10 protein-coding genes are annotated in these 12,434 nt (G+C 55.3%); 5 read left to right on the forward strand and 5 right to left on the reverse strand.

All coding sequences use genetic code 11. The annotated features are described in order from the left end of the window. Positions 1 to 11 precede the first annotated feature (11 nt). The 4 genes from mmsB to MIM_RS06925 all read left to right on the forward strand — a co-directional run bounded on the left by mmsB (position 12) and on the right by MIM_RS06925 (position 4,625). Complete coding sequence (mmsB, locus tag MIM_RS06910; protein ID WP_025372027.1) at positions 12 to 905, forward strand: 3-hydroxyisobutyrate dehydrogenase; 894 nt, start codon at positions 12 to 14, stop codon at positions 903 to 905. Beyond that, positions 902 to 2,068, forward strand: a complete 1,167-nt coding sequence (locus MIM_RS06915) for an acyl-CoA dehydrogenase family protein (RefSeq protein WP_025372028.1) — start codon at positions 902 to 904, stop codon at positions 2,066 to 2,068. Before mmsB ends, MIM_RS06915 begins: the two co-directional genes overlap by 4 nt. Before the next feature lie 77 nt (positions 2,069 to 2,145). Next, a complete protein-coding gene (locus tag MIM_RS06920; protein ID WP_025372029.1) occupies positions 2,146 to 3,315 on the forward strand; it encodes a magnesium and cobalt transport protein CorA in 1,170 nt (389 codons plus the stop codon). Positions 3,316 to 3,476: 161 nt separating this feature from the next. Beyond that, entirely contained in the window at positions 3,477 to 4,625 is a 1,149-nt protein-coding gene (locus tag MIM_RS06925) for an NAD(P)/FAD-dependent oxidoreductase (protein ID WP_025372030.1), read from the forward strand. Positions 4,626 to 4,817: 192 nt separating this feature from the next. On the opposite strand, the gene MIM_RS06930 is transcribed toward MIM_RS06925, so the two are convergent. Then, positions 4,818 to 5,516 (reverse strand): tellurite resistance TerB family protein, encoded by a 699-nt coding sequence (locus MIM_RS06930; protein ID WP_025372031.1) that lies wholly within the window; start codon positions 5,514 to 5,516, stop codon positions 4,818 to 4,820. Positions 5,517 to 5,743: 227 nt separating this feature from the next. Between MIM_RS06930 and MIM_RS06935 the strand changes: the two genes are divergently transcribed. Continuing rightward, positions 5,744 to 6,229 carry a YajQ family cyclic di-GMP-binding protein gene (locus tag MIM_RS06935; protein ID WP_025372032.1) on the forward strand — a complete coding sequence of 162 codons (486 nt, stop codon included), beginning with the start codon at positions 5,744 to 5,746 and terminating at the stop codon, positions 6,227 to 6,229. A gap of 156 nt (positions 6,230 to 6,385) precedes the next feature. Here the strand turns inward: MIM_RS06935 and efp are convergent, their stop codons facing one another. From efp to acnA, 4 genes are all read right to left on the reverse strand, one after another. Next, positions 6,386 to 6,943, reverse strand: coding sequence for an elongation factor P (gene efp, locus MIM_RS06940; RefSeq protein WP_025372033.1), 558 nt, complete (start codon positions 6,941 to 6,943; stop codon positions 6,386 to 6,388). A 96-nt stretch (positions 6,944 to 7,039) separates the two neighbouring features. Continuing rightward, on the reverse strand, positions 7,040 to 8,368 hold the full coding sequence (locus MIM_RS23485; RefSeq protein ID WP_245592829.1) for an elongation factor P maturation arginine rhamnosyltransferase EarP: 1,329 nt from the start codon (positions 8,366 to 8,368) through the stop codon (positions 7,040 to 7,042). Further along, positions 8,352 to 9,551 carry a DUF2863 family protein gene (locus tag MIM_RS06950; RefSeq protein ID WP_025372035.1) on the reverse strand — a complete coding sequence of 400 codons (1,200 nt, stop codon included), beginning with the start codon at positions 9,549 to 9,551 and terminating at the stop codon, positions 8,352 to 8,354. The genes MIM_RS23485 and MIM_RS06950 overlap by 17 nt, the downstream gene beginning before the upstream one ends. Positions 9,552 to 9,726: 175 nt before the next feature. Then, on the reverse strand, positions 9,727 to 12,414 hold the full coding sequence (gene acnA, locus MIM_RS06960) for an aconitate hydratase AcnA (RefSeq protein WP_245592830.1): 2,688 nt from the start codon (positions 12,412 to 12,414) through the stop codon (positions 9,727 to 9,729). Positions 12,415 to 12,434: the final 20 nt, after the last annotated feature.

The raw sequence follows: 12,434 nt of genomic DNA on the forward strand, positions 1-12,434 counted from the left end.
CGGAGACAGCAATGAATATCGGTTTTATCGGGCTGGGTAATATGGGCGCGCCCATGGCGCTGAATTTGCTCAAGGCAGGGCATCAGTTGCAGGTGTTTGATCTGGTCGCCTCTGCGGTGGCGGAACTGGTTCAGGCAGGAGCCACTGCAGCGGCATCGCCGCAGGAGGTGGCCGCTGCCCGCCCCGAGGTGCTTATTACCATGCTGCCGGCCTCGGCGCATGTTCGCAAGGTTTACCTGGGGGACGACGGGGTGCTGGCCGCAGTCGATCCCGGCGTGCTGTTGATAGACTCATCTACCATCGATCCGCAAACATCGCGCGATGTTGCGGCAGCAGCGCAGAAGCAGGGGAATGCCATGCTGGATGCACCGGTCTCGGGTGGTACGGGAGGCGCCAAAGCGGGTACGCTGACGTTTATGGTCGGCGGTGAACAGGCCTCCTTCGACAAGGCCCGGCCCATTCTGGAGCAAATGGGTAAAAATATTGTTTATTGCGGTGGTGCCGGCAATGGGCAGGTGGCCAAGGTTGCCAACAATATGCTGCTGGGCATTTCCATGATTGGCGCGGCCGAGGCCATGAGCCTGGGCGTATCGCTGGGCATGGATCCCAAGGTGCTGGCCGGCATCATCAATACTTCATCGGGGCGTTGCTGGAGCACTGAAGTGTATAACCCCTGGCCGCAGGTCGTGGAAACGGCGCCGGCCTCCAAGGGTTATGCCGGCGGTTTCGGGACAGACCTGATGCTCAAGGACCTGGGGCTGGCCACTGAAGCGGCCCGTGCGGCCAAAGTGCCGGTAGTGATGGGGGCAACGGCGCAGCAGTTGTATCAGACGTTCAGCGTACAGGGCAATGGCCACCTGGATTTTTCCGCCATCATTCAGTCTATGGGGAAGGTTGAAAAATGAGCACATTCGACACGGCGCTCAGCGAAGAACAGCGCATGATCCGCGATATGGCGCGCGACTTTTCCCAGCAGGAAATCGCGCCGCAGTCTTCCGCCTGGGAAGAGGCCGGCTGGATCGGTGAAGCGGTGTTGCATCGCATGGGAGATCTGGGTTTGCTGGGAATGGTGGTGCCCGAAGAGTGGGGCGGCTCGAAAACCGATTACGTGTCCTATGCGCTGGCGCTGGAGGAAATCTCTGCAGCAGATGCAGCAACCGGCACCCTGGTCTCTGTGCACTGTTCTGTCGGTTGCGGCACGCTGCTCAACAGCGGTAATGATGCCCAGAAAAAACAGTGGCTGCCCGAACTGGCCAGTGGTCGCGCCATTGCGTGTTTTTGTCTGACCGAACCGCAGGCCGGGTCCGAGGCGCATAATCTGAAAACCCGCGCTCAGTTGCAGGATGGCAAGTGGGTGCTTAACGGTGCCAAGCAGTTCGTGACCAACGGCAAGCGTGCGAAACTGGCCATTGTTTTCGCCGTCACCGATCCGGATCTGGGCAAACGCGGTATTTCCGCTTTTCTGGTACCCACCGATACGCCGGGGTTTGTTGTGAACCGGGTGGAAAGCAAGCTGGGTATCCGGGGATCGGACACGTGCGCCATTACGCTGGAAAACTGCACGATCGATCAGGAAAATCTGCTTGGCGAACGTGGCCGGGGCTTATCCATCGCCTTGTCGAATCTGGAAAACGGTCGCATCGGCATTGGCGCACAGGCTGTGGGTATTGCCCGCGCGGCGCTTGAAGCTGCGATTGCTTACGCCAAAGAACGGATCCAGTTCAATGAACCCCTGATCAATCATCAGAGTATCGCCAATATGCTGGCCGATATGCATACCCAGGTGAACGCTGCCCGGCTGATGGTGTTGCATGCGGCATCGTTGAAAGACAAGGGTATCCCGTGTTTGTCCGAAACCTCCCAGGCCAAGCTGTTTGCGTCCGAGATGGCAGAGAAGGTCTGCTCGCAGGCGATACAGATTCATGGCGGCTATGGCTATCTTGAAGACTACCCGGTGCAGCGTTTTTACCGTGACGCCCGCATTACCCAGATCTACGAGGGAACCAGCGAGGTGCAGCGCATGATCATTACTCGCGGGCTGGCAGACTATAACGGTTTCTGTCCCTGAGATTGCTTGCAATGACCATAGGCGCGGGTGTAAGGTAAAAGTGGTATCATCGCCAATCTGTAAGCAGGGAGTCCGCTATGGAAGATGAAAAAAAAGCCGATACCAGCGAGAAACTGAGTGATGAGCAGGGGGGTGCTGCTCCCCGGGATGAGGCAAACGATCTGAGGGGTGACGCCGCTACGGGTGGTGAGAATGCCAGTGCAGAGGCGTCTGGTGTGTCGCAGAAAAAAGCAACTGCGGATGCCACTCCGGCAAAAACGAGCAGTGCGGATAGCGACTCGGCCGTTGTGGCTTCAGTTGAATATTTACGTGGCCAGCGTCATGCCATTGTTGCACCGGAAAACATTTCCGGTTACAAGCGCGATGCGGATCACCTGCTCTGGACCGGTCTGAAAGATCCGACAGACGAAGAGTTGCGCATGACCTGTAAGAACCTGTCGTTCAACAAGCAGGCGACCAAGGAAATTCTCAAGCGCCATTACCGTCCGAAAGTGATCGACTATGGTGACTATATTCTGATTGTCGCTGTGACGATCTCGCGCCAGAACAAGAAAATCGTCTATGGCGAGATGCAGATGATTTTCGGGCAGAGCTTTATTCTGACCGTCAGGCGGGGCGAGGCAATGACCAATACGCCATTGCGCAAGCGCCTGGAAGGCTCGCCGGACCTGATTGCCCGGGGCAGTGACTTTGTGGTCGCCGAGATACTGGACGGGCTCGCAGACAGTTACCTCACGCTGGCCAGCAGCTTTGAGGTGGATGTAGAGCAGCTGGAACAGAAAATGATTCTGCATGGCTTTCGTGAATCCGATGTTCGCAAGCTCTACAAAATGCGGCGTGATTTGCTGCGCGTACACACATCCATTGCGCCGGTGATCGAGATTTGTACCCGCATGTCGGTGGTGAATCTGGCTTTTGTGGAGCAGGATTCCCAGGGCTATTATCGAATCGTTGCAGACCGGGTGGCGCGGATTGATGAACAGATGAACGCCTTGCGCGAATCGCTGGCGTTTGCTTTCGAGGCCAGCCAGATGATTGCCCAGGCGCATCAGACCGATATCACCAAAAAGCTGGCTTCCTGGGCGGCGATACTGGCGGTGCCCACAGCGATTGCCGGCATTTACGGCATGAACTTCGACAATATGCCGGAACTGCACTGGACCTATGGTTATCCGCTGGTCATGCTGCTGATGTTCCTGATTTGCGCGCTGCTGTTCCGTCAGTTTCGCAAGACCGGCTGGTTATAAAATCGCCCTGTCGGGCCACAGGCAGAGCGTGCGTTTCCAGCTAATCTCATTCATAATATCCAAAGTGTGTCCGGTTTGGCGTTATCCCGCCACAACCGGCACGGTAACGATGCGCTGACGACAAAAACAGCAGTCATCGGTCAACCTAGCGGAGAAAAGTTGTGAGCGATGCAGCAGTGTTTGACTATATAGTTATTGGTTCCGGCATTGCCGGGGCCTCTTTTGCCTATCAGTTGTCACAGCGCCCCGGCACGATTCTGGTGCTTGAGCGCGAGGCCCACGCAGGATACCACTCAACCGGGCGGTCCGCCGCCATGTTTATTGAAACCTACGGTCCGCCACAGTTGCAGGCGCTCACACGCGCCTGCCGGGCATTTTTTGAGAACGCGCAGTCCAGTGGTTTTGCTGAGCATCCGGTGCTGCACCCCAGGGGCTGCATTTATGTAGGCACCCATGCGCAAAAAGACATCATGGACAGCACGTATCGTGAGCTGCTGGCGCGCGCGCCGAATGTGGAATGGCTGACGGCCGCGCAGGTGCTTGAGCGTGCGCCTTGTATGAAACCGGACGATCTGTATGGCGGTATTTATGAAAGAGATGCCGAAGATATTGATGTTAACGCCTTGCATCAGGGATATCTGAAAGGGATGAAGCGTAACGGCGCCGAGCTGATTTTCTCTGTGGATATTCGTCAGGGAACGCGGCAGGACGGCGTCTGGACGCTGCAAAGTGCTGACGGCCGGCAATTTCGCGCGCGTCATATTGTTAATGCGGCAGGCGCCTGGGCCGATGTGGTTGCTCAGGCTTGCGGTGTGCCTGCTGTGGGCATTGTGCCGCGGCGGCGCAGTGCGTTTACCTTCAGTCCGCCCGAAGGGCTGGACCTGGAGACGCTGCCCATGGTTTGCGATATTGAAGAGAATTATTATTTCAAACCCGATGCCGGTCAGCTGATGGGTTCACCCGCCAATGCAGATGACGTGGAGCCGCAAGATGTTGTGGCCGAAGAGCTGGATATTGCAACTGGCATTTATTATATTGAGCAGGCAACCACGCTGCAGATTCGCAGGCCAACGCACATCTGGGCCGGCTTACGCAGTTTCGCGCCGGATGGCAATCTCGTGCTGGGCTGGGACCCTGCTGCAGACGGATTTTTCTGGCTGGCCGGACAGGGCGGCTACGGGATTCAATCATCGGACGCGGTTTCCCGCCTGGCTGCTGCACTGGCTTTGAATGAGGCTGTGCCGGACGATTTGCTGGTTCAGGGCGTGGACCCGGGGCTGCTGAGCCCATTGCGGTTCCGTGCCGGCTGATGCTTGTAAGCAGGTAAGTGGTAGAAAAACGGCCCGCCAGCCAGACTAAGTGAACTGCACCCCAAGGGTTGGATTGATGGCCAACTTTGTGGCGTCACTTCAAAGGCGGGCCGTTTTTTTTGATTGCCTGTTTAACGGTTGATCCTGGCCGGTCCGGCGCTCTTTAATCGCCGCGTTCCAGCCTTGAGCGCGTTACGCTTTGGCAACCTGGGTCTCCAGTTCGTTTTTGAGTTCCGGTGTAAGGTCTAGTTGTTTAGCCAGTTCGTCCAGATAGGCTTTTTCCATGAAATTGGTGCTGTCAATAATAGAGACACTGACTGCATACATTTGTGATGCCAGATGCGGGTCTGTCGCCAGGCTGGCAACGGCTACCGGATCTACCGGTTTGGCCAGTTCGGCCTTGAGCCAGGCCTGTTCTTCGGGAGTGCTCATTTTGCTGAAAAACTGGTCCAGCATGGCTTGTTCGTTTGCTTCAATATGCCCGTCTGCTTTGGCGGCGGCAATCAGAGCGGACAGAATGGCCTTGCTTTGTTCTTCTGCCTGGGCTGCCGGCAATTGATTGATGGGGGTGGGCGGTTGGGGCTGAGCCGTTGCAGTGGCAGGGGCCGACGCCTGCATCTCGGGCTGGCGGTCAGATTGGTTTGCCTGCCAGCGTTGGTAGGCACGATAGGCCACGGTACCCAGCGCGGCCAGTCCGCCATAGGTGGCCAGGTTGCTGTTGGCCTTATGCCCCACCAGCATGCCCAATACACCTGCACTCAGGGTTGTTTTGTCGCCGTCGGTCAGCAGCGGTTTGTCGCCGGACGTGGCATTTTTGACTGATGATTCAGCCTGGTTCATGGCCGATTTGCCGGCGCTGAGCAGGGATTCAAGTATATTCAGTGCACTCATGATTGGGTATCCTTGTTCATTGGTGGGGACCGATAGTGGTCATACTGAGTCAGATCAATTGACATCTATCAATGCTCAGATCAAGTCTACCAAGTTTACGTGTCATATTGCTGTCAGTATTTACCGGCTTTTATAAATATTTGTGTTCGCTATTGCGGCATTACTGCGTTGAAACGGTGTCGCAGGACGCGTAAAATGTTCTTTAATTTCAATAGATGGAGAGAGGAATGCCAAGTTTTGACGTGGTCAGTGAAGCAGAGATGACAGAGGTGCGCAATGCCGTCGATCAGGCCAATAAAGAAGTTTCCACCCGTTTCGATTTCAAGGGGTCTGACGCCCGTATCGAACAGAAGGAGCTGGAGCTGGTCATTTATGCCGATGATGATTTCAAAGTGGCGCAGGTGCGTGAAGTGCTGCTCAATAAACTGGCTAAGCGCAATGTAGACTTGCGGTTTCTGGAAAAAGGCAAGGAAGAAAAAATCTCCGGTGACAAACTCAAGCAGTTCAATACCATCCGCAAAGGGGTGACCGGTGATCTTGCCAAGAAAATCGTTCGCATCATCAAGGACAGCAAACTGAAGGTGCAGGCCAGTATTCAGGGTGATACGGTGAGGGTGACCGGTGCCAAGCGGGATGTCCTGCAGGAGGTAATTGCCCTGCTGAAAAAAGAAGTGGCCGATGCGCCGCTAAGCTTCAACAACTTCCGGGACTAGTTGCACGCGGTTCGCCGTCGCTTTTTTCATACCCGTTCTGCAACAACGTAAAAAAGCCCGCCGGGCCAGCTGATCAGATCAGTCTGGGCGGCGGGCTCTTTCATAATCAGACTGGCGATGGGTATAGCCAATTCGCCTGTCTTGATTATGCGTGAATTACATAACGCGGCTGCGATATTCGTTGGTGCGCGTATCGATTTCGATTTTATCGCCGATATTGCAGAACAATGGTACGGCCAGATCGAAACCGGTGCTGATTTTAGCGGGTTTCAGTACTTTGCCTGAGGTATCGCCCTTAACAGCAGGTTCGGTGTAGGTGATTTCACGAACAATGATGGTTGGCAGTTCAACAGAAATGGCACGGCCTTCGTAGAACACAACTTCAACAGTCATGCCTTCTTCCAGGTAGTTCAGGGCGTCGCCCATGCTTTCTGCTTCAACTTCGTACTGGTTGTACTCTTCGTCCATGAAAACATACATGGGGTCTGCGAAATACGAATAGGTACACTCTTTCTTTTCCAGCAGGACGACTTCAAATTTTTCGTCTGCTTTGGAAACCTGTTCGCTGCCTGAGCCTGTCAGCAGGTTTTTGAATTTGAGTTTAACAACAGCGGAGTTACGGCCGGATTTGTTGTATTCAGCTTTTTGCACGACCAGGGGTTCGGTGCCCACCATGACGACGTTACCTACGCGCAGTTCTTGTGCGGTTTTCATTAAATATGCTCCGGATGGAATGGATGTGGCTGATTCCGCTGCCGACCTGGCACTTGCGGTGACTGAACGCGGACGCCGGCGGAAAAAACTATGATTTTAGCCTGAGTTGGCCGTTTTTTCATAAAAAATCCGGATGGATTCCGATAATGTCTTGTTTTTAGACAAATTTTCGGCAAATGTGCGACAGCTTCTGCGCCAGCTATCCAATTGCCCGGGGGTATTGAGCAACGCTGTGAGCTGATTGGTGAAGTAGGCGTGCCTGGAAGGAGAGTTCCAGCTGCGCATCATGGCTTTGGTTTCTTCATGTCCTGGGAAGAGCGCAAGCCAGGCCTGCAGTTTCTTCAGATGAATGTCTTCACTTTGCTCGTATATCTGCCAAAGAAAGGGTTTGCGGGACCAGATGGCCCGCACAAAACTGTCTTCGCCGCGCACAAAATTCAGATCGCATACCCATAACAACTGGTCGTATTCGTCCTGAGGCAGAAAAGGGATGCGCAACAGTGTGACTGGCGGCAATGGCGCTGGCGAGGCCTGCGGAGCATCCTCTTGCGCCGGATCCGGATTCGCTCCACGCTCAGATGTTGCGGCCACCGCTTTGGTGCCAGAGGCCGATGCCGATGTCGTGTCAGGGGTAGCGGCGACGGGTTCGTCATCGAAACCAGCGTCAGGAATGGACACCGCACCATGCAACTGGGTGATGGCATCGCGCTCCAGTTGGGGCACGACCGACTGGGGAACCAGCAGCACCACAGGCTTGCGTGATTTTCTCAGGGCATGCAGCAGACTGCGATAGGGTGCAGAGGGATAACAGAACAGGCTGACAAAGAGCGTGTCGGCTTCCAGATAGGTCTGAGCCTGCGGCAGGCCAAGCCGCTGCAGAAACTGTTTTTTCTTTGCTGAGGAATGCATCCAGCTGCGCCGGCGTTCACTCAGTCCGGCTTCTGCTATCAGTCCGCCGGTCTGCTCGGAAAAACCCGGGAAGAAGAAATATTTTGTGATGCCGTTGCGTTGGGGCGAGGGCTGACCGTGAAAACCCGCAGTCCAGGATTCGGCCGACAAATATTCGAGATTGAGCCATAACCGGGTATGGCCTGGCATGGCATCAATGTATTGCTCAGGTGGATCACAGGCGAATGCTTCGATGACCAATGCGGCTGGCGTATGTGGTGCAGGACTGTCGGTCCAGTGGATGATCTGAATGCCGTCGAGCTGTTGTTCGTCCAGGTCTGGCCGGATTTGCGGCGCCAGGCGGTTAAAAACGGCCAGGTCATCAACCCAGAGCCTGACCCGTGCCGGCCACTCGCGGTGCAGAGAGCGGGCAAGCCGCCAGCACACGCCGATATCGCCGTAATTGTCGACGACCCGGCAGAAGATATCGATATCAGGTGCGTTTTCGAGCGCCATGGGTTTAGTGGAAGCGTCCAATGGGATCCTCCGACACGTCTGGCATCATTACGGGCATCAGTTCCCCGGCAGGGTTCGGGAACAACGGTTCTTCCGACACATCACCGCTGCCATCGAGCACTTCCTTCAGGCAGGTAATATGACGGATGCCGTTGTTCTGCAGATGCTCCAGCAGGGTGTTGAGCTGGGCGAAATCATTAATGGTGTCCAGTTGCTGGTCTTCGGTTTCGTCCGGAAAGACCGGCCACAGGCATCCATAGATTACTTCGTGCGACTGCAGCAGCGTGAAGCCGATTCGGATTTCCCGCAGGGTGTCATCCTGATACAGTGCAACCGTGGCGCGAAATGCATCTGCTGTGGTGTTAAATACCGTTTGCAGCCATTGCGTGGCCGCAGTAATAGCAGCGAAGCGGATTCGTTTGTCGGCCTGGCGGTTGGCAATATAAAACGCATCGGGCAGCATGAGTTCTATGCCGCAGGCGGGTAGCAGCTTCTGGAACAGTGGTGTTGCCACGGTACGCCAGGTGTCAAGGCAGATCTGTCGTTGCTCACTGAATTGGCCCGGCGCCTGCTGCCAGCGAAATACCGCCTGTCCTTTGGGCGTGCAGAAGGCGGCCAGCACAAAGCGGCTGTCCGACATTAAGCGCATGTCTTCGGATAGATCATCCACCGGCACGCCGGAACGAGTCTGAGCACCGAAAGCTTTGCCGGTAATGGCCATCATCCACTGGAAAACGCCGGTAAACGAGCGCGGCATCTGATCGACACTGAGAATTTGCGGGTGGATGGCCATTCGCACATCACTGGCGGCAATATGCTGCGTGAGCAGTGTGCCCAGCGTTTGTAGTGTGCTGCTATCGAGAATGGGCAGTGGAATGTCGAAACGGGTCCAGGCAATGGCGGGAATGGCCACGAACACGCAGTCGTAGATAACGCCGTCGTGAACCCATTCGCAGGACTCCGATAGTGTTTCTGCATGTTCCAGCAGGATATCGTGGGTCTCGGAGTCGCTATCGGATAAGTGATCCAGTAGTCGCTCCACTGTTTTCTTGCGGTTCTGTCTGAAGATGTCCAGAAGAGACGTTTGAATCAGATTTTCCCAATAGCGATCTTCAATAATGCAGCCTGATTGCTTCAGGGCAAGGCATAAATCGAGTAGCGGCTGATCGCTGGCGTGCAGGCTGGCTGGTTTTTTCCGGTTCATCACACTTGTAGTTGCGCTGCCGAAGTGCCATTAAAGACCATTCGGGCAGCAAGTTGGGATCGCGCTCCTGCGCTGATCTGGTAAAACACCGCGGGTTCGTCCGCGCCGTGGGTGTCAGGCGCGGTCTGAACAGACTCAGCCTGTTTTCCCGGCACGATGCGAATCCCGGCGTTTATCAAAGCAGCTGACGCAGTACGAACGGCAGAATGCCGCCGTTCTGGTAATAATCAACTTCGATCGGCGTATCGATACGCAGCAGGACGGTGACATCCTGAGTGCTGCCATCGTCCCGACGAATGGTTAGCGTAACATCCTGCTGAGCTTTGATGCCGTTTTCCAGGCCGCTGATGTCAAAAGTTTCGGTACCGGTGATGCCCAGTGTATCGACACTATCGCTGTTTTTGAACTGCAGCGGCAGTACACCCATACCTACCAGATTGCTGCGGTGGATACGTTCAAAGCTGCGGGCAATCACTGCCTTAACGCCCAATAGCTGCGTTCCTTTGGCAGCCCAGTCGCGTGAAGAACCTGTGCCGTATTCTTCACCGCCGAACACCACGGTAGACACGCCATCGTCAATGTACTTCATCGCTGCATCATAGATGGACATCTGCTCGCCACTTGGCTGGTGCAGGGTTTCGCCGCCTTCCACGCGACTACCGGTAGGCAGTGGCGGAATCATCAGGTTTTTGATTCGAACGTTGGCAAACGTACCGCGCATCATGATTTCGTGGTTGCCGCGACGTGAACCGTAGCTGTTGAAATCCGCTTTCATGATGCCATGGTCGTTGAGCCAGCGGCCCGCAGGCGACGTTTCCTTGATGGAACCGGCAGGCGAGATATGGTCGGTGGTGACCGAGTCGCCAAAAATACCCAGCGCACGGGCATTTTTGACCGGCGGCATGGGTGATGGCGTCATTTCAAATGCGTCAAAGAATGGCGGTTTGGCAATGTAGGTAGAGTCTGGCCAGTTGTATACGTCGCCGGTCACGCCCTTGATTTTTTCCCATAGTTTTCCCGGGTTGGTTTTGACCTGGGCGTAATTCTTGCGGAATACCTCGGGCTGCATGGCGGTGGCCAGCAGTTCCTGCACCTCTTGTTCGCTTGGCCAGATGTCGCCGAGCCACACGTCGCCGTTCTTGCCCTTGCCTACAGGTTCGGTCATCAGGTCTTTGGTGATGGTGCCAGCCAGGGCATAGGCAACCACCAGGGGGGGCGATGCCAGGAAGTTGGCTTTGATATTCGGATGAATCCGGGCTTCAAAGTTGCGGTTGCCGGACAGAACGGCGGCGCAGACCAGGTCATTTTCAATGATGGACTGGTTGATATCGGCTGCCAGATCACCGGCATTGCCAATACAGGTAGTGCAACCATAAGCGGCTACGTCAAACCCGAGTTTGTCCAGATAGGGCAGCAGGCCGGTTGCCGTCAGGTATTCCGTTACGACGCGGGAGCCGGGCGCCAGCGATGTTTTGATGTGGCTGGAGATTTTCATGCCGGCTTCTACGGCCTTTTTGGCCAGCAGACCTGCAGCCAGCATCACGCTTGGATTGGATGTATTGGTGCAGGATGTAATGGCAGCAATAAGGATATCGCCGTTCTTGAGCTTGGTGCCAGCGCTGGTCTCGAACGTTTGCTCGAATTTTTCAGGACTCTGATTAAAGCCGTTTTCGGTAACCGGTTTGACGAACAGATCGGCAAAGGTATTTTTGACGTGGCCGATTTCGATACGGTCCTGTGGCCGTTTGGGGCCGGCCAGAGAAGGGGCCACCGTTGACAGATCCAGGTGCAGCAGTTTGGTGTAGCGGATGTCCTTGCCTTTGGGAATGCCGTACATGTTCTGCGCTTTGAAATAATTTTCCAGCGCCGCCACTTCCTGCTCGGTACGACCGGTGCCCTTGAAATATTCGATAGTGTGATCGTCTACCGGGAAAAAACCCATGGTGGCGCCGTATTCCGGTGCCATATTGCCGATGGTGGCACGGTTGGTGACGGACAGCGTTGCCGTACCTTCACCACAGAATTCCACGAATTTGCCAACCACTTTTTCACGGCGCAGCATTTCGGTAAGCGTGAGCACCAGATCGGTTGCCGTTACGCCACCGCGCAACTGGCCGGTGAGCTCAACGCCGATCACATCGGGCGTGAGGAAATAGACCGGCTGGCCGAGCATGGCCGCTTCGGCCTCGATGCCGCCCACACCCCAGGCAACCACACCAATTCCATTGATCATGGTGGTATGGCTGTCGGTACCCACGAGCGAGTCGGGATAGTAGACGTTGTTTTTCTGGTAGACGCCGCGGGCCAGATATTCAAGGTTGACCTGGTGAACAATACCGAACCCGGGTGGCACCACGCCGAAGGTATCAAAGGCCTGCATACCCCATTTCATGAACTGGTAGCGTTCCTGGTTGCGCTGAAACTCCACTTTCATATTCAGATCCAGGGCATTTTTGGTGCCGAAGTAGTCGATCATGACCGAGTGGTCTACGACCAGGTCTACCGGTACCAGCGGCTCGATCTTTTTCGGGTCCTTGCCCATTTTGTCGGCAACCGCACGCATGGCGGCCAGGTCGGCCAGCAATGGCACGCCGGTAAAGTCCTGCAGAACGACACGGGCAACCACGAATGGAATTTCGTCTTCGCGCTTGGCCACCGGCTGCCAGTTGGCAAGTTGGCGCACATGTTCTTCGGTAATTTTCTGGCCATCGCAGTTACGCAAGACCGATTCAAGCACAATCCGAATGGAAACCGGCAGCGACTGGATGTCCACGCCAAGCAGTTTGCCCAATTCGGGAAGGGAGTAATAGTTTGCAGTATTGTTGCCGATACTGAATTCTTTGAGGGTACTTACTAACGACATGTTCATCTCCGTGGCGGTTC

The organism is Advenella mimigardefordensis DPN7, assembly GCF_000521505.1.
GTDB classification, from domain to species: domain Bacteria; phylum Pseudomonadota; class Gammaproteobacteria; order Burkholderiales; family Burkholderiaceae_B; genus Advenella; species Advenella mimigardefordensis.

Bases quoted from the DNA above. Each gene is read 5' to 3' on its own strand.
- mmsB (WP_025372027.1), top strand. From the start codon at position 12: ATGAATATCGGTTTTATCGGGCTGGGTAATATGGGCGCGCCCATGGCG.
- MIM_RS06915 (WP_025372028.1), top strand. From the start codon at position 902: ATGAGCACATTCGACACGGCGCTCAGCGAAGAACAGCGCATGATCCGC.
- MIM_RS06920 (WP_025372029.1), top strand. From the start codon at position 2,146: ATGGAAGATGAAAAAAAAGCCGATACCAGCGAGAAACTGAGTGATGAG.
- MIM_RS06930 (WP_025372031.1), bottom strand. From the start codon at position 5,516: ATGAGTGCACTGAATATACTTGAATCCCTGCTCAGCGCCGGCAAATCG.
- MIM_RS06935 (WP_025372032.1), top strand. From the start codon at position 5,744: ATGCCAAGTTTTGACGTGGTCAGTGAAGCAGAGATGACAGAGGTGCGC.
- efp (WP_025372033.1), bottom strand. From the start codon at position 6,943: ATGAAAACCGCACAAGAACTGCGCGTAGGTAACGTCGTCATGGTGGGC.
- MIM_RS06950 (WP_025372035.1), bottom strand. From the start codon at position 9,551: ATGAACCGGAAAAAACCAGCCAGCCTGCACGCCAGCGATCAGCCGCTA.
- acnA (WP_245592830.1), bottom strand. From the start codon at position 12,414: ATGTCGTTAGTAAGTACCCTCAAAGAATTCAGTATCGGCAACAATACT.